This window comes from Geomonas terrae (genome assembly GCF_004791675.1).
In the GTDB taxonomy this organism is placed as follows: Bacteria; Desulfobacterota; Desulfuromonadia; order Geobacterales; family Geobacteraceae; genus Geomonas; species Geomonas edaphica.
This window is the reverse complement of the sequence record NZ_SRSC01000004.1, coordinates 1-22980: the sequence shown is the minus strand read 5'-3', so window position 1 is coordinate 22980 and position 22980 is coordinate 1. Positions and strand designations below refer to the sequence as shown.

Annotated in this window: 12 protein-coding genes; 5 read left to right on the top strand and 7 right to left on the bottom strand. The window is 61.6% G+C overall.

Going from position 1 to position 22980, the window contains the following annotated elements; translation table 11 throughout:
• Positions 1–8 precede the first annotated feature (8 nt).
• Both E4633_RS15685 and E4633_RS15680 read left to right on the top strand, forming a co-directional pair.
• Positions 9–1142 (top strand): Ig-like domain-containing protein, encoded by a 1134-nt coding sequence (locus E4633_RS15685; protein ID WP_162604975.1) that lies wholly within the window; start codon positions 9–11, stop codon positions 1140–1142.
• Between the two features lie 30 nt (positions 1143–1172).
• Positions 1173–1898: an Ig-like domain-containing protein gene (locus tag E4633_RS15680; protein WP_135870333.1), complete on the top strand. Its 726-nt coding sequence runs from the start codon at positions 1173–1175 to the stop codon at positions 1896–1898.
• Positions 1899–1930: 32 nt separating this feature from the next.
• On the opposite strand, the gene E4633_RS15675 is transcribed toward E4633_RS15680, so the two are convergent.
• Positions 1931–2656, bottom strand: a complete 726-nt coding sequence (locus E4633_RS15675) for a Crp/Fnr family transcriptional regulator (RefSeq protein WP_135870332.1) — start codon at positions 2654–2656, stop codon at positions 1931–1933.
• A 149-nt stretch (positions 2657–2805) separates the two neighbouring features.
• On the opposite strand from E4633_RS15675, the gene E4633_RS15670 reads away from it, so the two are divergent.
• The 3 genes from E4633_RS15670 to prsR are packed head-to-tail and all read left to right on the top strand — an operon-like array spanning position 2806 to position 7561.
• Positions 2806–4092 carry a nucleotide sugar dehydrogenase gene (locus tag E4633_RS15670; RefSeq protein ID WP_135870331.1) on the top strand — a complete coding sequence of 429 codons (1287 nt, stop codon included), beginning with the start codon at positions 2806–2808 and terminating at the stop codon, positions 4090–4092.
• A 27-nt stretch (positions 4093–4119) separates the two neighbouring features.
• Positions 4120–6192: an XrtA/PEP-CTERM system histidine kinase PrsK gene (gene prsK, locus E4633_RS15665; protein ID WP_135870330.1), complete on the top strand. Its 2073-nt coding sequence runs from the start codon at positions 4120–4122 to the stop codon at positions 6190–6192.
• Positions 6193–6202: 10 nt separating this feature from the next.
• A complete protein-coding gene (gene prsR / locus E4633_RS15660) occupies positions 6203–7561 on the top strand; it encodes a PEP-CTERM-box response regulator transcription factor (RefSeq protein WP_135870329.1) in 1359 nt (452 codons plus the stop codon).
• A gap of 121 nt (positions 7562–7682) precedes the next feature.
• Here the strand turns inward: prsR and E4633_RS15655 are convergent, their stop codons facing one another.
• From E4633_RS15655 to E4633_RS15630, 6 genes are all read right to left on the bottom strand, one after another.
• Entirely contained in the window at positions 7683–10043 is a 2361-nt protein-coding gene (locus tag E4633_RS15655; RefSeq protein WP_456237294.1) for a methyl-accepting chemotaxis protein, read from the bottom strand.
• A 1336-nt stretch (positions 10044–11379) separates the two neighbouring features.
• The gene (locus E4633_RS15650) at positions 11380–13491 is read right to left on the bottom strand and encodes an HlyD family efflux transporter periplasmic adaptor subunit (RefSeq protein WP_135870327.1); all 2112 of its coding nucleotides are present in this window, start codon (positions 13489–13491) and stop codon (positions 11380–11382) included.
• A complete protein-coding gene (locus E4633_RS15645; RefSeq protein WP_135870326.1) occupies positions 13485–14813 on the bottom strand; it encodes an efflux RND transporter periplasmic adaptor subunit in 1329 nt (442 codons plus the stop codon). Before E4633_RS15645 ends, E4633_RS15650 begins: the two co-directional genes overlap by 7 nt.
• A complete protein-coding gene (locus E4633_RS15640; protein ID WP_135870325.1) occupies positions 14810–15583 on the bottom strand; it encodes an efflux RND transporter periplasmic adaptor subunit in 774 nt (257 codons plus the stop codon). The genes E4633_RS15645 and E4633_RS15640 overlap by 4 nt, the downstream gene beginning before the upstream one ends.
• Before the next feature lie 22 nt (positions 15584–15605).
• Positions 15606–17168, bottom strand: coding sequence for a TolC family protein (locus E4633_RS15635; protein ID WP_135870324.1), 1563 nt, complete (start codon positions 17166–17168; stop codon positions 15606–15608).
• Between the two features lie 38 nt (positions 17169–17206).
• Positions 17207–22980: Ig-like domain-containing protein (locus tag E4633_RS15630; protein WP_135871658.1), on the bottom strand; the 5774-nt coding region annotated here is incomplete at its 5' end.

Genomic DNA, 22980 nt, shown 5'->3' with positions numbered 1-22980 from the left:
GAGTGAGCATGCTATCTAATGGAAAAGCCAACACCTTTTCCGCCCTTTCCGCCTTGTTGTCTGTTGCAATTCTACTCATCGTTGCCCCTGCCACCTCTCTTGCCACTGATGTCTCGCTAGCCTGGGACCCAAGCCCCGACCCCGACCTCGCGGGTTACCACATCTATTACCAGGCGAACTCCGGTGCCTTTCCGTTTCAGGGGACCGGGGCCATCGAGGGTAACGCCCCTGTCGACGGAAGAAACAGCACCTCTGCGACGATAAGCGGGCTGGATCCGGCAAACTCCTACTATTTCGCGGTGACCGCCTACAACTCCTCTGGTGCCGAGAGCGTCTACTCCAACATCGTCACGGTGCCGGAGGCGCTCCCCCCGACTGTCAGCATAACCTCGCCGGCCAATAGCGATGCGGTCTCCGGGACGGTGACCGTCACCGCTTCGGCTACCGACAACGCCGGTATCGCTAGGGTGCAGTTCCTGGTGAACGGGGTACCGGTCTTCGAGACGGCCAAGCCCCCCTACAGCTTCGCCTGGAACGTCGCCTCCCTGGCCAAGGGAAGCTACGACCTTGCCGCCAGGGCGGTCGATGTCTCCGGCAACGAGGCGGTATCGAAAGCGGTCACCGTTTCCGTGCCTGGGGACGTGATCTCCCCCACGGTATCCCTTGTCACCCCGTCACAGGCCAGTGCCGTCGGCGGTACGGTCTCCATCTCCGCCAGCGCAAAGGACGATGTCGGGGTCGCAAGGCTCGAGCTGTACCTCGACGGGACGTCGGTTTACAGCGGTGCCCAAAACACGGTGAGCTTCGACTTCAACAGCACACTTGCTGCAAACGGCAGCCATATCGTGAGCGCCCGGGCCTACGATGCAGCCGGCAACACCGGCTCCGCGTCGGCCACCTTCTCGGTCTACAACGCCGTCAAGCTCACCGACCCGACCCCGCCTGCAACGGTCTCGGCGCCCCTCACCATAGCGGATGCCCAGCTCGCGCTGCAGATTGCCTCGAGCCAGGTTGCCCCGGGGAGTGAGGAGCTTTTGCGCCTGGACCTTGCCCCCTACGTGAACGGCACCTCGCAGCCCAACGGCAGGATCGATACCGGCGATATCGTGGTGATCCTCTCGCTGCTTACGGGGAAGATCTAGATGGGGCACATTGGATTATGGAGGGAAATGATGCGGTTTGTTAAGCGGGTCCTGGTGGCCCTTATGGTGATGACTCTGGCTGCCTGCGGCGGCGGTGGGGGAGGAGGGGGGAGTGCGGTAGGGGGAGCCGATTCCGGCGTTCCGGACCGCACCGCTCCCAGCGTGGCGCTCACCGCCCCGGCGGAGGGGACCGTGGTGCACGGGGTCACCCTCATCAAGGCCGCGGCCTCCGATGACGTGGGGATTGAGCGGGTGGAGTTCTACCTGGACGGGGTGCTGCAGGGAAGCGCCACCAGTGCCCCATACTCCTTTTCCTGGGATCCGTCGGGAGTCGCTAAGGGTAGCTACAACTGGACCGCAAAGGCCTATGACGCCGCCGGCAACGTGCAGACCTCCACCGAAGTCGCGGTAACCGTGCCGATCTACGCGGCGATGAGCACCGTGTTGAGCGGCAGTACGGCGGTAGGGACGGTGTTTCTTGCCGGGCTCCCGGCGGCGGCTCCTTACGGGGTGAACTTAGTGGTGACCATGCCGACGGGTGCGACCCTTGCCGGCGCAGCCGCTTCCGGACCCTATGCTGCGAGCGGTATGGTCGGCACCTCCGGTAGCAATGCCGTCATACTCGCAAGCAGCAACCTTGCCTCGGGAGAGATCCTGAAGCTTTCCTTCACCAATGTTCCCCCCGGAGCGGTGGCGGGGGATTTCGCTGTCGCCGTGTCGGCGGTGTTTGACGGTGGGGGCACCCAGATCCAGTAAGGTTCGGGGCGGTATAAGTGGGGCAGGGGGGGCTAGTGCCTCTTGTGGTTCTGTCTCGCGTCGAAGAACCCCTTGTTCAAGAGGATCGCCTTGCCGTCCAGGATGCTGATCGCCTGAGACTTCTCAAGGCTGCGCAAGACCCGGCTCATGGTCTCGCGGGTCACCGAAGCGTAGCTCGCCATCTGCTGGTGCGTCATCTTCACGTCGATGATCACGCCGCGGTCGTCGCGCACGCCGTAAAGCTCCCCCAGCCGGTCCAGGAGGGATAGCACCCGGTCCTGGGCGTTCTCGGCGTTGAAACTCAGGATCTTGATCATCTCCCATGACTCGCGCAGTCGGCTGCACAGAAGCTCGATGATCTTTTTGCGGATCTCCTCGTTGCGCAAAAGGTACTCTTCGAAATCCGTTTTGTGCAAAAGCCCGATCACCGAGTCCTCGTGCGCGATGATGGTCGCCGGCGAGGTCTTGTTGTCCAGAAGCGACATCTCCCCGAAGAAGTCGTTTTTCTTGTGGATGGTGATGATCTGCTCTTTCCCCTCGTCGTTCATCTTGACAACGCGCACCTTCCCGGAATAGATCAGGTACATATAGTTCGAGGTATCCTCCTCGTAGAGCACTATCTGTTCCTTCTCGTAGTTCTTTTTCCTGAACAGTTTCTCGACCTGTTCCACCTGTTCCGGGGTGAGGGAGGAGAAGAATGGGATGCTGCTGATAACGCAGGATTCCTGTTTCTGTCTTTGTGACGCCGGTCCTGTCATTTTACCGCCTCCAGCTTGCAATTTACCCCAGTCAATCGGTGATTTACCACAAACAATTAGCACTTGTCAATTTGTGCCTTAGGCTGTATAGGTATAGCTGTGTTCAGCGCGGCTCTGTGAGTGCCGCTATTCTTTACCAGGAGGATCTCTTGACGGCAGAACGTATTATTTCGGTGGTGGGGTTGGGCTACGTCGGCCTGCCCGTCGCAGTGGCTTTCGGAAAGTGCCGTACCACCATAGGTTTCGATATAAACCGCAACAGGATCATGGAACTGCGCGAGGGACGCGACCACACCGGCGAGGTGGAGGCCGCGGACCTGGCCGAAGCCGACATACTCTTCACCGACCGCGTCGAAGACCTGAAAAAGGCGGACTTCCACATCGTCGCTGTCCCCACCCCCATCGACCAGGCCAACCAGCCTGACCTCACCCTCATGTACCGCGCCAGTGAAACGGTAGGCAGTGCCCTGAAAAAGGGCGACATCGTGGTCTACGAGTCGACGGTGTATCCCGGTGTAACCGAGGAGGAGTGCCTCCCGATCCTCGAGCGGGTCTCCGGGCTCAGGGGAGGGGTGGACTTCAAGGTCGGCTACAGCCCCGAGCGGATCAACCCGGGGGACCGGGAGCACACCTTCACCAAGATCAAGAAGGTGGTCTCCGGGCAGGACGCCGAGACCCTGGAGGTCGTGGCGCAGGTGTACGGCTCCGTGGTGACCGCCGGCGTCTTTCGCGCCTCCTCGATCAAGGTGGCCGAGGCGGCGAAGGTGATCGAGAACACGCAGCGCGACCTGAACATCGCCCTCATGAACGAGCTTGCCCTCATCTTCGACCGGATGGGGATCGACACCGGGGATGTGCTTGCCGCCGCCGGGAGCAAGTGGAACTTTCTGAACTTCCGCCCCGGTCTCGTCGGGGGGCACTGCATCGGGGTGGACCCCTACTACCTGACCCACAAGGCGGAGAAGAACGGCTACATCCCGCAGGTGATCCTCGCCGGGCGGCGCATCAACGACGGCATGGGGAAATTCGTGGCGCAGCGCGCCGTGAAGGAGATCATCCGGGCTGGGCACCACGTGCTCGGCTCCTACGTCACCGTGCTCGGCCTTACCTTCAAGGAAAACTGCCCGGATCTCAGGAACTCCAAGGTCATCGACATCGTGAAGGAGTTCGAGGACTACGGCGTCGAGGTACAGGTGTGCGACCCGATGGCGGACCCCGAAGAGGCGCATCACGAATACGGCGTCAGTATCATGCCGATGTCGAAGCTAAAGCCTGCGGTCGCGGTGGTGGTCGCTGTGGCACACCGCGAGTACCAGGAACTGGGCCCCGCCGATTTCGCGCGGCTCATGGTGGCAAACCCGGTGCTCATCGACGTGAAGGGGCTCTTCGACAGGGAGCTTATGAACGGGGCCGGGATACGGGTCTGGAAGCTGTAGCAGGGGTCGGCCGGCCGAGGGGATGCCATGGCGCTTTCGCTGATCGCGGTTTTGTTGCTGCTTGTTACCGTACTGCGCATCGTGCAGTTGGAGAAGCGAAGCGCCGTCCGCAGCTTTCTGGCATTCCCCGTCCTCGCCCTGGCGGTCCTGGAGCTTGCCGACCTGTTCGCCCTCGAATCCTTTTGGCCCGCGAGGGATTGGAAAAGGACGGGGCTATTCGTGGAGGCGCTCCTGCCTCCCTTGTGGCTCCTTCTTAGTCTCACTTATGCGCGTGAGCTCCCGGAGCGCGGGCTCACTGTCCGGACACGGGTCCTCCTCGCCTGTGCCTGTCTGCTCCTGTTGGTGCCGGCTTTTCTCCCCGTCACCTCCTTTTACTACGCCCCGGATTTCCCGGTGGAGCCGCTGCTTTTTCTGGCCGACGCGGGTTTCTATTTCTACATCGCCATCCTTGCGCTGCTCGTGATGGCGCTCATCAACTTCGAGTCCACCCTGGCGCACGCCTCGTCCGAGGCCCTGTGGCGCGTGAAGCTCGACATCGTGGCGCTCGTCGCGACGCTGTCCGTGCTCGTGTTTTACTACTCGAACGCGCTCTTGTACCGCTCCATCAACATGGAGCTCGTCCCGCTGCGCTCTTTTGTTTTCATCGTCGCCTCCCTCATGATGCTCTATGCCCGCACCCACTGGCGCGGCAGCGCCCGGGTGAAGGTTTCCCAGGCGGTGTTGCTGAAATCGGTCGTCATCTCGGTGATCGCGGTCTATCTCATCCTGCTGGGGCTTCTGGGGGAGGGGATGAGGTACTTCGGGCCGCAGTTCCCGCGTGTGCTCACCCTGGCCCTTTGCTTCTCAGGCGGCATCCTTTTGCTGCTGCTCCTTCTCTCCGAGCGCGCCAACCGCGAGTTCAAGGTCTTCCTGCACAAACATTTCTACCAGAGCAAGTACGACTACCGCTCGCAGTGGCTGGGGCTTACCCAGAGGCTCGCCACCTTTGACTACGCCGACGAACTGGCGCACCGGGTGCTACAGGCCTACTGCGAGATCTTCGGCGTGCGCGGTGCGGCCCTGTACCAGCACCAGAAGGGGGTCGGCTGGTACTGTGTCGGCGGCCTTCTGGAGTTGGAGCCTATGGCCGAGACCATCGAGGACGACAGCCCCATCCTCGCTTCGCTGCGCGAGAAGCAGTGGGTCTTCAGCTCCTCCGATGCGAACCCCGAACTGACGGAGGCCGACCGCGCCCTGCTTGCTCGCTACGACATCTCCTTCGTGATCCCTCTTTCTGAAGGGGAGGCCCTTTCCGGCTTCATCGTGCTGGGTGCGCAGATCGTCCCGGACGAGCAGTACCGCTACGAGGATTTCGACCTGATGAAGACCATCGCGCGTCAGGTCTCGGTCGCCATGCAGCACCAGCGTCTTTCCGAGCAACTCACCCAGGCGAAGGCGATGGAGGCGGTCGGAAGCCTCGCCACCTTCGTGGCGCACGACCTGAAAAATCTCGCAGCCACCATTTCGCTGGTACTGCAGAACGCGGGCGAACACATCGACAACCCCGAATTCCAGAAGGACATGCTTAACAGCCTCGGCAACACCACCAAGAAAATGCAGGGCCTCATAGGACGCCTGCGTAACTTAGGGGAAAGCGAACTTTTGCAGAGGCGTCCCGTCGAGATCCTGTCCCTCGCCAGGCGCTGCGCCGAGATGGTGCAGGGACGGACGATAGATGTGACCGGGAGCTGCCAGATGGTCCTTGGCGACGCGGAGGAGTTGCAGAAGGTGCTTTTGAACCTCTTTTTGAACGCGGTCGAGGCCTCCGCGCCGGAGACCCCCATAACCGCCGAGGTGGGATGCAACGCCTCCCCCTTCATCAGGGTGACCGACCGCGGCTGCGGCATGTCGCCGCGCTTCATCAGAAACGATTTGTTCGTCCCATTCCGCACCTCGAAACGGACCGGTTTGGGGATCGGGCTTTACCAGTCGCGGCAGATCGTCGCGGCGCACGGCGGCAGGATCGAGGTCGCAAGCGTCGAAGGGGAAGGGACGGTGTTCACCGTCCACCTCCCGGTCGCGCAGGCCGAACCGGCAAGAGGGTGCAGCGCCGCCGCATAGAGGAGGAGTAGTGAAAAAGCTTCTTATTGTCGACGACAACGAGGATATCAGGCAGCAGCTCAAGTGGGGGCTGACCCAGGAGTACCAGGTGCTGCTCGCCGGAGATGCGCGCGAGGCGCTCTCCCTTTTCCGAAGCGAACACCCGGCTGTCGTGATCCTCGACCTCGGGCTGCCGCCGTACCCGGACAGCTCCGTGGAGGGGTTTCGCTGCCTGGACGAGATGCTTGGGCTGAACCCGGTGACCAAGGTGATCATGCTCACGGGAAACAACGAGCGTGAGAACGCGCTGAAGGCGATGCGCATGGGGGCCTTCGACTTCTACGCCAAGCCACCCGTGCTCACCGAACTCAAGGTGATGATCGGGCGCGCCTTCCATATCGCCACCCTGGAGGAACAAAACAGCTCCATCACATCCAGCGCCGAGCCGGAGGAACAATGGGGGATGGTCGGGCGATGCGCCGAGATGCAGGCTGTCTACACCACCATCAGGAAGGTTGCCCCCTCAAACGCACCGATCCTCATCACCGGCGAGAGCGGCACCGGCAAGGAACTGGTCGCCGCGGCCATCCACGAGGCGAGCCAGCACCGCAAGGGGCCGCTCGTTGCGATCAACTGCGGCGCCATTCCCGAAAACCTCCTCGAGAGCGAGCTCTTCGGGCATGAGAAGGGTGCCTTCACCGGTGCCCATACCGCGGTGCGCGGCAAGCTGCAGTTCGCGCACAAGGGGACCCTTTTCCTCGACGAGATCGGGGAGTTGCCGGTGAACCTGCAGGTGAAGCTTCTGCGCTTTCTCCAGGAGGGCCTGATCCAGCGTGTCGGGGGGAGGGAGGAGATCCCGGTCGACGCCCGCACCACCTGCGCGACCAACATCGACATCCAGAAGGCGATCGAGGAGGGGCGCTTCCGCGAGGACCTCTACTACCGGATCGGGGTGGTCACCATCAAGCTTCCCCCACTGAGGGAGCGCGGTGACGACGTGCTGCTGCTTGCCGACAACTTCCTGCGTCTATACTGCAAGGAGAACAAGAAGAAGGTGCGCCTCTCCCCGGCCGCGATAGCCTTTTTGAAGCGGCACGATTGGCCGGGCAATGTGCGCGAGCTGAAGAATCGGATCCAGCGTGCCGTCATCATGTGCGACGGCTCCAGCATCGGCCCCCTCGATCTTGGCTGCGACTTCGAGCCACCCCCTGTGCCGGTTTCTTCGAACGACGGGCTTTCGCTTCGCGAGGCGCGCGAGCGGATGGAGCGTGAGATGATCCTGAACGCCATCGAACGCCAGTCTGGGAACATCCTGAAGGCCGCCGAAGAACTCGGCGTCAGCCGCCCCACGCTCTACGACCTGATGAAGAAACTCTCCATCCATCAATGAAAACTTAAGTGTTCTACGTGAGGGGACGCATGGGGTAGGGTGCAGGCAGTAAAGGCTGCGTGAGCAAGAGAAAAGGCCGCCTCACCTTTGAAAGGGGAGGCGGCCTTCCTTTTTCTGCGTCTTAGAAGCGCTCGAAGTCGCCGTGGTCGAGGTTGATGGCTACCCCTTTGTCGACCGCGGCCTGTCTGGCGCGCGCCCTGGTGTCTTTCTTGGCGCTCGTCCCGGAGTAGGTGAGGGAGGCGGCCTCGCGTGCCCTTGTCCCCATCTCCCTCCGCCCGGCCGGGGCCTCGGCGCTGTTCACGTGGAAGAAGGAGATGGTTTCCTGCAGCTGGGCCGCCTGCGAGGAGAGCTCTTCGGCGGTGGATGACATCTCTTCCGCCACCGTGGCGTTTTTCTGGATCACCTGGTCCAGCACCTGAATCGCCTGGTTGATCTGCTGCGCACCGCCGTCCTGCTCCTTGCTTGCCGCGCTGATCTCCTGAACCAGCTCCGCGGTCCTCTGGATGTTGGGCAGTATTTCCCCCAGAAGGGCCTCCGCCTTCTCCGCGATCTCCACGCTCGAGGTGGAGAGTGTCGATATCTCGCCGGCAGCCTTCTGGCTGCGCTCGGCGAGCTTTCTCACCTCGGCCGCCACCACCGCGAACCCCTTGCCGTGCTCACCTGCGCGCGCCGCCTCGATGGCCGCGTTCAGCGCGAGCATGTTGGTCTGGCGTGCGATCTCCTCGACGATGGAGATCTTCCCGGCGATCTCCTTCATGGCGGCTAAGGTCTCTGCGACGGCCTTCCCTCCCTCCTGCGCGTCAGCGGCCGATTTCACCGCGATTCTCTCGGTTTGCATCGCGTTGTCGGCGGTCTGCCTGATGTTGGCGCTCATTTCTTCCATGGAGCTCGATGCCTGCTCGGCGGAGGCCGCCTGCTCCGTTGCCCCCTGCGAGGTGTTCTCCGCGTTTTCTGCGAGCTCCTTGCTCCCTATGCTCACGTTGTCCGCCGCCTGTTTCACGTCCAGTACCACGTCGGAGAGCTTGCGCACCATAGCAGCGAGGTCCTTTAGCAACTCATCCTTCTCCGAGCGCGGCGTCACTTCGACGGTCAGGTTTCCGTCGGCTATCTCCTTGGTGATGCCGATCACGCCGTCCATGGCCTGTTTCACGCTTTTCAGGCTGTCGTTGATCCTGGCGAAGTCGGAGTGTGTCTCCTTCGTGTGCTTGTCCGGCTGCACGATGGCGAAATCGAGGTCGAGGTCCCCCTCCGAGAGGAGCCTGAGGTTCGCGGCCATCCGTTCGATCTCCACCTTGGTGTAGTCGCGGTTCCTTATGATCGCCGTCAGGTCCTGGACCACCTCGACGTAACCGATCTTCTCCCCCTTGCGATTCAGCAGGTACGAGGTGTCCTGTTTGCAACCCGAGCCGCACCAGTCGAAGTAGCTCTCGCCCACTCCCCTTTGCAGCTGTTTGATGCCGCACCCCTCGGTGCTGCAGATGTTGGCCGCGGCGTTGCTGCAGGCAAGCCCGAGCGCGGTGACCCGGTCTCTGATGCGCCCCTCCTTGACCAGGAGCGCCTCGAAGGGTTTGTTCAGGAAGGTCCAGTTCATGTCGTTGTCGGTGACGTGGATGGGGAAGGGGACCGCGTCGATGATCGCCTCGTACCAGTCGTTCTTATCGACCACCACGTCGAGCGTCCGGTTCACGCCGTCCACGATGGCGCGAAACTCACCCTGGTGCCTGGAAGCGTCGGAGCGGGTCTGGAACTCACCGGCCAGCGCCGCGTTGACCAGCTTTTCCGTGTCCTCGATCATGGCGCCGACGGCGTCCTTCACCCTGGAGAGGCTCGCGTTGATCTTCACGAAGTTCTCGCGGGTTACGCCGGTATGCTGGTCCGCATCCGCCACCTGCAGGTCGAGGTCGAGATTCCCCAGCGCCAGCCTGGTCAGGTTCTCAGCCATGCGCTCAACCTCGGTATGGGTATAGTCGCGGTTTCTGATCATGGCGGTGAGGTCGGTCACCGTCTCTACGTAGCCGATCCGCTCCCCCTTGCGGTTTATCAGGTAGGCCGTGTCCTGTTTGCATTCCGACCCGCACCAGTCGAAGAAGCTCTCGTTCACCCCTTTGTGCAGCTGCTTTATGCCGCATCCCTCGTTGTTGCAGATGTTGGCTGCGGCGTTGCTACAGGCAAGTCCCACGGCGGTGTCGCGATCCTTGATGCGCCCCTCGCGGACCAGGAGCGTCTCGAACGGCTTGTTCATGAAGGTCCATTTCATGTCGTTATCGGTTACGTGCACCGGAAACGGCACCGCGTCGATGATGGCGCGGAACCAGTCGTTTTTCTCAATGAGCCGTTCGCATTCCTCTTCCAACGACTGCGTCCTCGCGCCGACGGCGCGGGAGAGCCAGACCCCAAGCGCGAGGGTGGCTATACAGGCCGCCACTGAGACACCCACTCCGATCCCCGTCGAGCCCCGCATCGCGACGAGACAACCCGCCATGCCGAGCAAAGCTGCGACGGCGAATCCGACCAATACCTTTGCCTTCAGTTTCAGTTCCCCCATTTTTCTTCCTGTCCTCTCTTCGGGTTGTAGTGACGGCGCCAGAACCGGCGCTGGATAATTCAGCAGTCAGGCACGACAGACATGCGGCATCTCGGGAGCAGAAAAGGTAATTTCTGTGCTTTCACCGGACGTGATTCTTTACAGAATTGGTTGCTTCTTCGGAGGTGGGCGAATTTAATGTAGGAGAAAATGGTTGGTCATATCTAACGTAAGAAGGGGGCGTTACCGGGATAGCTTACGATTTCCGTATAACAGGCTGATAGTGCGGATAAAAAAAGTATACAGAACGGTAAATGTATTGCATTTTTTTTGGCTAATCCTGTGCTGACTGCATTCATCATCTCATCCAAATGGGGCCGCCCCAGTTTTCCGGGTGTCTTTTTAGGTCGGTTACACTGCTTGTGGCGAGGTGGGGCGGCGGGCTTTTCAGCGTGGCGTCGAAGAGGGAGAAAAAAAGGGCTGGCATCTTCTGCCGGCCCTTTTCACGTTCAAATGTCTTTTACAGTCCCGGTGGGGCTGGTGGCGGGGTCCAGGCTGCCGGTGGTCTCGGTACCGCTGAGCCGAGCGGGCGGCTTTCACAAGCAGGACAGCTGACGGTACCGCTTCCGAAACAGGCGCTGCAATCGGACTCCCAGATATCGAGCACCGCGACATAATACCTGTTACCGGTGCCACCGCACTCGGGGCAGGTGACGGTCCTTTTGCCTTTGCAGTCCATACAAATTGCCATTATCAAACTCCTTCCGTGCCGTGGCACGTGTGACTCGTTGCGCAGGAGTAGTGCAGTATAAAGTATGAATGTGAGCTGTCAATTAAAATTAACAAATTTTTAATTTCATTTGAGTCGCCGCTCCTGTACCTACGTTAAGACGAGAGGTAGCGGCACATCGCGCGACAGGTAGCGGCATATCGTGCGATAGGTCATGGCACATCGTGCAATAGGTCGTGGCACATCGTGCAATAGGTCGTGGCACATCGTGCAATAGGTCGTGGCACATCGCGCAATAGGCCATTGCACATCGTGCAATAGGTCATGGCACATCGTGCAATAGGTCATGGCACATCGTGCAATAGGTCATGGCACATCGTGCAATAGGTCGTGGCACATCGCGCAATAGGCCATGGCACCTCGCGCAATAGGTCATGGCACATCGTCCCATAGGTCGTGGCACATCGCGCGATGTGGAGCTCCATTCAAGCTGAATGGCATGCCGCACCACCCATATGGACCTCGGCTGGAGGCAGCGGTGATCTGCTTTGGGGAGAGTGGAGGTTACAGATTGCTTTCCCGGACCAACAGTGCCGCGGCGTTGCGTGTGATCTCCCCGAGGAGGCTCTGCTTCTGCGCCTCGATGTGTACCACGCCGCGCAGGGGGACCAAGGGAACCGTGTGAGGAGCGCAGTTGTCGAGACGTACCCTGAACACCGGGGTCTGCGGGATCTGTGCACCGCGCGCGTCGGGGCGGGTTGGTAGTGGCCCACCGGACGACGAGGCGAGCATGGGATCGTCGATCTCCGGCACGTTCACCCGGTCGATGTCGGCTACCGTGCAGCTCACCGGGCCGAATTCGCTTGCGTCCGGCAGGAAACGGGCGCGAGCCCCAGGCTGCAGCCACTTAAGGTCGCGCTCGCCGACGTAGCTGTCGATCCGGTTACCGGCGGTATCGGCCAGCAGGTATAGTGGTTCTTTCGCCGACACCCAGACCCCCGGAGCGATCTCGTCGTTTCGGGCCACGATTGTCCCGTCGAACGGGGCCCGCAGGGTGAGCCGGTTTCGCTCTCCTTCTAGCCCGGCCTGTTCGCTACGGTCCACTTCGTAGCGGCGCTGAGGTACCATCCCCTGGCTCAATAGTTGCGGGTCGAAGCTCTGCCTGGCTGCCTGCCACGCCGATGTCGCTGCCGAGGTGCCGGCCTTCTTTATCTGGGCCTCGAGTTCAGGGACCTGCAGCTTGGCGAGGAGCTCTCCGCGACGGACCTTTGCGGTGCCGTCGTCGGCGGTCTGAAGCAGCATACCGCCGCGCGGCGCCGAGACCTGCTGCTCGCGTGCAGGCAGAAGCACCCCCGGCGCGGCGACGTCCCCCTGCCAGGGAACCACGAGAAGGGCGATCACCCCTGCCACGAGTAGCAGGGTGGTGAAAAGGGCGAAGTTTAAGGTGATGCGGTCTCTCATTTTCCACCAGTCGGCCCCCTCGCGGTAGAAGGGGAGCAGTACGAACCAGCCGATCTCGATCCCGAAGAGGAAGATCCCAAGGGCCTTGAAGAAGTAGTGGTAAACCAAAAGCGCGATGCCGATGAAGACGGAAAAACGGTAGGCCCAGACGGCGTAGGCGAAGCCTACCAGAAAACGCCTCCTCCCTCGCGAGGCCGGTTCAGGAGGAGGGTCCTTGAGGCCGAAGAGCCTCTCACGCAGCCACCAGCGCCCGAAGGCGAAGGAGCGCGCATGCAGGTTTGGGATTCCGAGGAGGTCGGAAAGGAAGAAGTAGCCGTCAAAACGCATGAAGGGGCTCGCGTTCAAGGCGATGGTCATCAACAGGGTCGTTGTCGCCAGCATGAAGGCCGCTCCCCGCCACGGCCCGTCGGGAAGGAGCAGCCATGCCCAGAGGGCGGCCAGGGCCAGGATGAGCTCGGCCAGCACCCCCGCCGCCCCGACCGCGAGCCTTTGCCGGCGTGAGGTGAGCTTCCACACCTCGTTGGTGTCGGTGAAGAGCATAGGGGTCATTACCACGAAGGCGACCCCCATAGCGGGGATGCGGCACCCGAAGCGGTGCGCGGTGAAGGCGTGCCCGAACTCGTGGATGACCTTGGCAAGCGGGATGATGCACCAGAGGGCGAAAAGCGCCTCGCCGCCCCGGTAGGCTGTGAAGGCGTGGGCGAAGAGGTCCCACTGCCGCGAGGCGAGGTAGAGACCAAGGGCCGCCGCCACGAGTGCGATCAGGAGGAAGACCTTGGTGTAGATCCATCCGACGAGGGGCGAGGTGGTGTCGAGAAAGCGCTGCGGTCTGAAAAGGGGGACCCGGAAGAAGAGGTAGTTGTGCAAAAGCCAAGTGGCGCCGCCGAGCTTGCGGGCCCGTGCCGCCGCGACGAGGTAATCGGTCCCGGCTGCGGAGGGGAGGTCGAGCAGGAAGTTGCGCTGCAAGAAGGTGGTCACCTCGGCGAGGTCGGTCTCGGTAGCGTCGAGGGTGGTCTCCCGGCGGACCGCTTCAAGCACCGCCGCGACTGATCCCAGGTGCCAGCGGGAGAGGATCTCGAAGGCTGGCCAGGCGAGCAGGTAGTAGCGGTTGTTCGCCGGATCGTGCAGGGTCCACCCGGGCGAGCCGTCCGGGGCCGTGGGGGCCGGGAGTAGGTCAAGCTCCTGCCGTAGCGGTGGGAGTGCCAGGTTCACCATCCCAGCCTCTGGCGCAGTGCCGTTATGGGGCGCCGGAAGATGAGGCGCCCGAGGCTGACCTTTTCACCATAGATGCGCACCGTCCCGGTGAGCCCCAGCCGCGGCGGTGTTGCACCCGGGGCGAAGTCGGCCTTCAGCCGATACGCCGCGTACCCGGCCGGGTTCAGCTCCGGCTTGAACGATGCGTAGCGCAGGGTCCCTTCCACGGGATGCTGCGGGTCCGTCCCGAGATATAGCTTCACCCTCGAGCCGAGTTCCAGGTTCATCGCGTCCGCGACCGGGAGGTGGATGAGCATATCAGCCCGGGCAGGATCGGCGATTACCAACACCCGTTCACCGACCGAAACGTTCTTCCCTACCCAGTCGCTCTGATCTGTGAACACCGCGATCCCGGATCTCGGGGCGCGCACCTGGAGGCGGTGGAACATCTGTCGCGAGTAGGAAAGCTCTGCCTCCTTCTCTTGCATCTTCCCGCGCCTCGGCTCCATCTCGCCACGGGTCTTGTCGTCGGAAAGCGCCATCTGCACCGACTGGCGATATTCCTCGCTCGCCACCTCGTAGGCCTTCGCCGCCACCCCCATCTTGGCGCGCAGTGCGGAGCTGTCGTATTCGAACAGGAGATCCCCCTGGCGCACCGGCTGGTTCGGGTGCAGGTAGAAACGGTCGATGACGCCGTCCAGTGGGGATCTGACCACGAAGGGATCCTTGGGGGTCACCTCGGCCGGTGCGAGCACCGAGAGGCGAACGGGGTAGAAGAGGGCGGCGACGGCGAGGGCCACCGGGATCAGTTTGAATGCCCCGCGGAAGACGCCGCTTCTCGGTGCTCCGCGCCTTTTTCCACCCGCAAGAGCCCACAGGGCGTGCGCGTATATCGAGGCAAGCTCGTCAAGGAGGGTGAGTTCCCCCTCGAGCCACTCCTCGTCACGGGCAAAAAGCAGAAGTCCGAGGAGGGAGCCGTCCTTGCCGCGCAGCGGGACGACCGCCGCGTGCGCCGGAAGCCATTCCCCCCAGCGCTCTCCGAGGGCAGCCGGAAGCTCCGAGGGGCCGGTCGCGCGGCTTTTCTGTTCTTTGCGCCAGTTCGGAAAGACGCGGGCTAGCCACTGCACGTAGGGTGCGCTCGGATCGCTCTCCGGGAGCCCCGACACCGCGTAGACCCCCTTTCCCTGGAGCCACAACGCCCCCTGCCGGTAACTGAGGACCTGCTTGGTCTCATTGACTGCGATGAAACCTACTTCGCGGGGATCGGCGGCCTGACGTGCCCGCCGCCCGATCTGCAGGAGCAGCCCCATCCCGAGCAGCCGTTCATCCTGGATCTCGGTCATCTCTGCCCCTTGGCGAAGCTCGCCGTCCCGCTCATCCCCGTCACGAGCTCATCGTGGTGCCCCACGATCTCGCCCATGACCGGAACCGTCTGGCTTAAGGGGTCGATGCGGGCACCTATCCTCACCACCCGCGCCTCGTAACTTTTCCCCAGCTCCTCGATATGCACCGTGAAGCGCCCCTTGGTGCGCAGCCAGGAGAGCCAGCGGGAGGGGACGATCATCCTCACCTCGAGCCTGCTCGTGTCGAGGAGGTCCATGAGCGGCTTGCCGGGCGAGACGTACTGGAAGCGGTCCACCTGGAGTTTCGCGACCCTTCCTGAGAACGGCGCCTTCATGGTGCATTTCGAGACGGTCACCTGCATGGCGGACACCTCGGCATCGGTTTCCTTCACCTTGGCGCGGGCCTGGTCGACCTCGAGGCTGCTGATCGAGTTCAATTCCGCGAGGCGCTCGCTCACCTTCAGGGTCTCGCGAGCCGCCTCGGCCGTCGCCTGCGCCTTTTGCAACTGCGCCTGGAGCAGCGAGCAGTCGAACTCGACCAGGAGCTCTCCCTGTCGGAAGGAGTCCCCCTCTTTGAAGGGGAGCTTTAGTACGTTTGCCGCGATCTCCGACGAGAGCGTGGTCTGCTGTGCCGGTGCGAGTTGGATGCGGACCATTCCCTCACCGGTGGAGACCCCGGGAAGGGAGACGATACCTGCCAGTGTGCAGGCAAGAAATGAAACCAGGCGGTTGGCCCGGCGAAACGAAAGCAGGAGGTGAGGAATCTTCATATCGGTTCCTTCTGTGAGCAGATTAGCGCAGCCCCGCCGGAAGGGGGGGCACCGCCGGTGTGACCGGCGCGGAAGACCGGCAAACGGCACGTTGATAAAACTTCTCCGGAGCCGGGCACTTGGTATCCAACTGGTTCCTGATCGCCAGGGACAGCTGCGAAAGCTCGTGGGACCCTACCGTTTCCGGCAGCGGGTCCTGCCCGAGGCTTGCGTTCACCTGCCCGTAAGCGTTCTGCACCGCGGCGTAGTTCTGGTAGTTGCGGTATTCCGCCATGAGCGTGGAGGTTGCCGAACGGATCTCGTTGATCCTGCTCTGCGAACCGCTTGCCGCAGCGTTCCTGGTCTGCTCGTAGATCTTCTTCTCCACGTCCCTCAACTCGCCGGCCAGTTCGTACTGGCGTACCTGGGTCTGGTAGTTCTGGTACGCGATGTGGACCTGGGTGAGGATCGCCATGCTGAGCGCCATCCGCTGCGCCTTCACGAGCTCAGCCTGTCCCTTGGCCAGCTTGTACTGGCTCGGGCCGCTCAGCAGGCTCATGAGGTTCCAGGTCATCCGCGCGCCCCCCTCGATCCAGCTGTTGTTCACGAGGAGGCTGTTGGAGTCGTAATTCCCTCCGACGTTCACCTCGATGCCGGGGAGCATCCTGAGTATGGATTTGCGCACGTCCGCCGCGCTGATCCGTTCGTTGTAATCGGCCTCGACCAGCTCCGGGCGCTGCAGCAGGGCCTTTTCCTCCATGGCGCTAAGGTTGTCGCACAGCCCCGGTACATCCATCCCTGGCGGGACGACGAGGTTGAAAGGTTGTCCCGGGGGGAGGTTCATCAGTGCGGCCAGGCGCGGCTTGGCCTGTTGCAGTTCATCCCGGAAGATCTCAAGCTGCTTCAGTACCTCAAGCAACGTCTTACGGTAATTGAGCGTCTCCAGCGGCGGGCGCAGTTTCTCCCCCTCGACGCATTCGATGTCGTTCAACGTTTTGCGCACCTCGGCCAGCAGCGGCTCGAAGCGTCCTTCCATCTGCTGCGCCCCCAGCGCCTGCCAGTAAGCCTGGCGCACCTGCTGGATGATCGTGTGCACCACCTTGCGGCGACGCTCGTTCATGATGTGGGCCCGGTCCGCCTGCTGCTTGGCCTGAAGGTAGCTCACTCCGAAGTCGAGGATGTTCCAGCTAAGGGTGAGATCGGTGGTGAAATGGTCCCGGACGGAGGAGTAGGAGGGGACCAGCGACTGCTCGTGAGTCTTGTAGTTAATGCTGGAAGAGGCGTTGTAGTTGTCACGCTGTGAGTAGCCGGCCGAGGCGACGAGATGCGGCAGCATGTCGTAGGACATCGCGTCTGCCTGCCGCAGAGTCAAGGCATCTTCCATTATCTTTATGCGATGGTCGAGGTTGTATTTTAGCGCCCGCGCCATCGCCTCTTCGAGCGTGACCGGGGCCTGTACCGTTTCCTGCCCCTCGTACATGGCCAAGCGGTCCGCGGCGACCCGGGACATGAGATCGCTTGTCGACAAAGGTTTTGTATGTACGGCGCAACCCGTACCGAAAAGGAATAATGACGCGATCACTGCGTACGGCGTTGTTTTCCTCATGCTGGCTCCTGAATTCTTACGACTCGTTTGATCGAGAATCATACGGCGTGCCCCTTCTTGGCGGGAGTTTTATCGAACATCTTCACCAGTTCCATGCTGCGTTGCCTGTTGTTCTCCCCAGCAATTTTATCGGCTAAAGAAGCACGACCTTTAAGGGCGCGATGTGGCGACAGTTCGGTGCCGCGATCATTTTTTGCGTGCGGCGCTTCCGGTTTCTCCTGGGCAGGTTTTTCAGCCGGTTCCGCACCGCCGGCGGCGGGTTTCTGGGGTACTGCGTTCGGGCGGGCCGGGGCGATGGTCAGCTTGAACACCGTCGATGCCGCGTTTCCCTTGGCGTCGCTCGCCATGACCTTCACCTCGAAGGTTCCTGTCGCATTCGCAGGCGGACGGTTGACGATGAAACGGCCGGTAGTTGCGTCGAAGCTCAGCCACTCGGGAAGCGGCTGGCCGTTGGACAGTGTCGCATCCACTTTCACCTCTGCGCCGGGCTCGGAATGCCTGAAGACACCGGAGGGGAGGGCGAAGGTGGAAACGTCGTTGATCTGGACCTCCTGGGGCGCCGGTGGATTAACTACGTAGAGTGCCAGGTCGCTCACCGTAGCGTGGCCCGCATCGGTCCCGAAGACGACCACTCCGTTGGAGATGGCGGCAGTTGCAGGGCCCGTTCCTACACTTTGGGACGTCGAGGTCCTGTCAGAAATCTCAGTTGATGAAGACTGTGCCGGAACGGTCGGCTGGGCTGCTGCCCCCCCGGAAGTGGAAGCGTCCGATTGGCCGGAACGGGCATCGGTTGAGGAAGTAGCACCCTGGGTATTCGCCGTCGTTACGGTGAGCTGGAACTGGACCGCTGCCGTGTTGCCGTTCGTGTCGTGAGCGGTGACCTTGATGTCCACTGCGCCGGAGGTCCCTTCCGGCGGAACGGCGGTAAAGCGACCGGTGCTCGAGTCGAACTTGATCCAGTCGGGGAGCGGCCTGCCATCGGTGAGGGTCGCCTCGAGGGTCACCTTGTCGCTCGTGCCGTTCTGGACGAAGACTCCGTTGGGAAGGTTGAATGCCGTTGCCTGTTGGGCGTTGGCCTCCTGGGAGGACGGCGTCTGTGCCGCGAACAGCCCTTCCTGCCCGGCGGTCATGTCCGAGCGGGTGTAGTTGACGACGCCGCTCTGCTCGGTTTCCGCCGGAGTGCCTTCGAAGGCTGTGGGTGTTGTGTCGGCACTGGTTTGGTTGGAAGAAGTGTGAGAGTCCGTCCCGGTGATCAGATCTGTAGTCGTGGAGGGGGACGTTGCGGTCGGCGTGGTCGGCGCAGGCGTCGACGGAGCGGCAGTCGTGTCCGTCCCGGTGGTGGTGTGCGGCGTCGAAGTGTCGATTTTCAAGGTGAAAGCGCTGGCGCCGGTATTGCTGTTCCCTGCCGCATCGGCGGCAATTGCGGTAAAGGTGTGGGTCCCGTCGGAAAGGGCGGCCGTGGGGGTTACGGTCCAATTGCCGTTGCTGTCCGCGGTGGCCGTTCCGATGATGGTGGTCCCTTCGTAGATGGTGACGGTGCTTCCCGGTTCGGAAGTGCCGACGAGGGTCGGAGTTGCGTCTTTTATCGTGCCGTTGTCGGTGACGCGAGCAACTGTGGTGTCGGCGTCGTCGACGGCAGCCTGGATGGCGGGTGTCGGCGCTGTTGTATCGATGTGTACGGTGTAGCCGTCGGCAGTCGAGGCGGAGTTTCCGGCCGCATCGGTGCTGGACGCTGTGAAAGTATGAGTGCCGTTGCCGAGTGAGGGCGCGGTAAAGGTCCAATGGCCGGAATTGTCGGCCACCACGGTCCCCACTAGTTCGCCTCCGTCGAATACCTTCACTGTACTACCGGCCTCGGCGGTACCGGCCACGGTCGGGGAGGTGTCGTTGGTGTAGGCGTTGTTGGCTACGTTACCGGTTTCCGGTGCGAAATCGTCCGTTACCGTGTTGATGGTGGGGGCGCTGGGAGGGATAACGTCTACGTTGTACCCTTTGGTAGTCGTGGCAGTTGTTGAACCGCCGCCTGCGCTGGTGGTGGTGACGCTGGCGTTGATGGTCATGTCCGTGTCGGCGGCGAGCTTGCTGCCCGGGACGTTGATGCTGAAGGTCCTGGATGCGTCGACGGTGCCGGTGTAGTTCGTCCCGTCAACTGTAATGGTTACGGTGTCGCCGGTCTGTACGTCACCGCCCACGGTGCCGGTAACGGCGACGGTCCCGGCCGCCTCGGATATGTTGAGGACGTTGTCGGAGGTGATGCCATTGAGCGTCACAGAGGCAGTCGGTGCGGTGACGTCTTTGGTGTATGCCTTAGTCGTCGTGACAGTCGTAGCGTTACCGGCTGAATCCGTGGTTGTGACGCTTGCATCAACGGTGAGATCCGCATCGGCGGCGAGCTTGCTGCCCGGGACGTTGATGCTGAAGGTTCTGGAGGCATCGACGGTGCCGGTGTAGTTCGTCCCATCGACGGTGATGGTTACGGTATCGCCGGTCTGCACATCACCGCCCACCGAACCGGTAATGGCGACGGTACCGGCTGCTTCGGAGATGTTGAGGACGTTGTCGGAGGTGATTCCATTCAGCGTTACAGACGCAGTCGGTGCAGTGACATCTTTGGTGTATGCCTGAGTCGTCGTGGCAGTCGTAGTGTTACCGGCTGAATCCGTGGTTGTGACGCTTGCATCAACGGTGAGATCCGCATCGGCGGCGAGCTTGCTGCCCGGGACGTTGATGCTGAAGGTTCTGGAGGCATCGACGGTGCCGGTGTAGTTCGTCCCATCGACGGTGATGGTTACGGTATCGCCGGTCTGCACGTCACCACCCACTGTGCCGGTGATGGCGACAGTACCCGCCGCCTCGGAGATGTTCAGCACGTTATCCGAAGTGATGCCATTGACCGTTACAGATGCAGTCGGGGCAGTGAGGTCCTTGGCGTAGGCCTTGGTGCTTGTTGCCGTGGTTGAGTTCCCGGCGGCATCGGTGGTGGTCACGCTGGCGTCAATGGTGAGATCCGTATCGGCGGCAAGCTTGCTGCCCGGGACGTTGATGCTGAAAGTCCTGGAGGCGTTCACAGTGCCGGTGTAGTTCGTCCCGTCAACGGTAATGGTTACCGTGTCGCCAGTCTGTACGTCACCGCCCACGGTGCCGGTGATGGCGACGGTACTGGCAGTTTCGGAGATGTTGAGGACGTTGTCTGAGGTGATGCCATTCACCGTTACGGATGCTGCGGGGGCATTGAGGTCTTTGGAGTACGCCTTGTTGTTTGTTGCAGTTGCAGAGATACCTTCAGCGCTTGTGGTGGTAACGCTTGCGTCAATGGTCGAATCCGCATCGGCAGCAAGTTTGCTGCCAGAGACGTTGATGCTGAAAGTCCCGGAGGCGTCGACGGCGCCGGTGTAGTTCGTACCGTCGACGGTGATGGTTACGGTGTCGCCGGTCTTTATATCACCACCTACGGTGCCGGTGATGGCGACGGTACCGGCAGCTTCGGAGATGTTGAGGACGTTATCCGAAGTGATGGTGTTCAATGTCACAGACGCGTTTGGCGGCGTGAAGTTAAGGGTGTATGACTTCGTGCCGTTTGCGGTTGTCGAGTTCCCGGCGGCATCGGTAGTAGCCACGCTCGCGTCGACGATGAGATCCGTATCGGTGGCCAGTTTGCTACCCGGCACGTTGATGCTGAAGGTTCTGGAGGCGTCCACGGTGCCGGTGTAATTGGTCCCGTCGACGGTGATAGTTACGGTGTCACCGGTCTGTACGTCACCGCCCACGGTGCCGGTAACGGCGACGGTCCCGGCAGCCTCGGAGATGTTCAGCACGTTATCCGAAGTGATGCCATTGACTGTTACAGATGCAGTTGGTGCTGTGACATCTTTGGTGTATGCCTTCGTGCTTGTTGCAGTGGTTGAGTTACCGGCGGCGTCGGTGGTGGTCATGCTTGCATCAATGGAGAGGTCGGCATCGGCAGCCAGCTTGCTGCCCGGAACGTTGATGGCGAAGGTCTTGGATGCGTCCACGGTGCCGGTGTAGTTCGTCCCGTCAACGGTAATGGTTACGGTGTCGCCGGTCTGCACATCACCGCCTACCGAGCCGGTGATAGCGACGGTCCCGGCCGCCTCGGAGATGTTCAGCACGTTATCGGAAGTGATGCCATTGACCGTCACAGATGCAGTCGGTGCGGTGACGTCTTTGGTGTATGCCTTGGTGCTGGTTGCAGTGGTGGAGTTCCCGGCTGCATCAGTGGTGGTCACACTTGCATCGACGGTGAGATCCGCATCGGCAGCAAGCTCGCTGCCAGGGACGTTGATGCTGAAGGTCCTAGATGCGTCCACGGTGCCGGTGTAGTTCGTCCCGTCAACGGTAATGGTTACGGTGTCGCCGGTCTGCACATCACCGCCTACTGAGCCGGTGATAGCGACGGTCCCGGCCGCCTCGGAGATGTTCAGCACGTTATCGGAAGTGATGCCATTGACCGTCACAGATGCAGTCGGTGCGGTGACGTCTTTGGTGTATGCCTTGGTGCTGGTTGCAGTGGTGGAGTTCCCTGCTGCGTCGGTGGTGGTCACGCTGGCATCGACGGTGAGATCCGCATCTGTAGCAAGCTTGCTGCCGGGGACGTTGATGCTGAAGGTCCTGGATGCGTCCACTGTACCGGTGTAATTGGTACCGTCGACCGTGATCGTTACTGTATCGCCGGTCTGGACATCACCGCCCACGGTGCCGGTAATGGCGACAGTCCCGGCCGCCTCGGAGATGTTGAGGACGTTATCGGAAGTGATGCCATTGACCGTCACAGATGCAGTCGGTGCGGTGACGTCTTTGGTGTATGCCTTGGTGCTGGTTGCAGTGGTTGAGTTACCGGCGGCGTCGGTGGTGGTCACGCTTGCATCAATAGTGAGGTCGGCATCGGCGGCGAGCTTGCTGCCCGGGACGTTGATGCTGAAGGTCCTAGATGCGTTCACGGTGCCGGTGTAATTGGTACCGTCAACGGTAATGGTTACGGTGTCGCCGGTCTGCACGTCACCGCCCACAGTGCCGGTAACGGCGATAGTTCCGGCGGCCTCGGAGATATTGAGGACGTTATCCGAGGTGATGCCATTGACCGTTACAGATGCAGTCGGTGCAGTTATATCTTTGGTGTATGCCTGAGTCGTCGTGGCAGTCGTAGCATTACCGGCTGCATCAGTGGTGGTAACGCTTGCGTCGACGGTGAGATCCGTATCGGCGGCAAGCTTGCTGCCAGGAACGTTGATGCTGAAGGTCCTGGAGGCGTCCACTGTACCGGTGTAATTGGTACCGTCGACCGTGATCGTTACTGTATCGCCGGTCTGGACATCACCGCCCACGGTGCCGGTAACGGCGACGGTCCCGGCCGCCTCGGAGATGTTCAGCACGTTATCGGAAGTGATGCCATTGACCGTCACAGATGCAGTCGGTGCGGTGACGTCTTTGGTGTATGCCTTGGTGCTGGTTGCAGTGGTGGAGTTCCCTGCTGCGTCGGTGGTGGTCACGCTTGCATCAATAGTGAGGTCGGCATCGGCGGCAAGTTTGCTGCCAGGGACGTTGATGCTGAAGGTCCTGGATGCGTCCACGGTGCCGGTGTAGTTCGTCCCGTCGACGGTGATGGTTACAGTGTCGCCGGTCTGTACGTCACCGCCCACGGTGCCGGTAATGGCGACAGTCCCGGCGGCCTCGGAGATATTGAGGACGTTATCCGAGGTGATGCCATTGACCGTTACAGATGCAGTCGGTGCAGTTACATCTTTGGTGTATGCCTGAGTCGTCGTGGCAGTCGTAGCATTACCGGCTGCATCAG

What these genes read in the sequence shown, in the direction of transcription:
- E4633_RS15685 (WP_162604975.1), top strand. Translation starts at nt 9, where the DNA reads ATGCTATCTAATGGAAAAGCCAACACCTTTTCCGCCCTTTCCGCCTTG.
- E4633_RS15680 (WP_135870333.1), top strand. Translation starts at nt 1,173, where the DNA reads ATGCGGTTTGTTAAGCGGGTCCTGGTGGCCCTTATGGTGATGACTCTG.
- E4633_RS15675 (WP_135870332.1), bottom strand. Translation starts at nt 2,656, where the DNA reads ATGACAGGACCGGCGTCACAAAGACAGAAACAGGAATCCTGCGTTATC.
- prsK (WP_135870330.1), top strand. Translation starts at nt 4,120, where the DNA reads ATGGCGCTTTCGCTGATCGCGGTTTTGTTGCTGCTTGTTACCGTACTG.
- E4633_RS15655 (WP_456237294.1), bottom strand. Translation starts at nt 10,043, where the DNA reads ATGGCGGGTTGTCTCGTCGCGATGCGGGGCTCGACGGGGATCGGAGTG.
- E4633_RS15650 (WP_135870327.1), bottom strand. Translation starts at nt 13,491, where the DNA reads ATGGTGAACCTGGCACTCCCACCGCTACGGCAGGAGCTTGACCTACTC.
- E4633_RS15645 (WP_135870326.1), bottom strand. Translation starts at nt 14,813, where the DNA reads ATGACCGAGATCCAGGATGAACGGCTGCTCGGGATGGGGCTGCTCCTG.
- E4633_RS15640 (WP_135870325.1), bottom strand. Translation starts at nt 15,583, where the DNA reads ATGAAGATTCCTCACCTCCTGCTTTCGTTTCGCCGGGCCAACCGCCTG.
- E4633_RS15635 (WP_135870324.1), bottom strand. Translation starts at nt 17,168, where the DNA reads ATGAGGAAAACAACGCCGTACGCAGTGATCGCGTCATTATTCCTTTTC.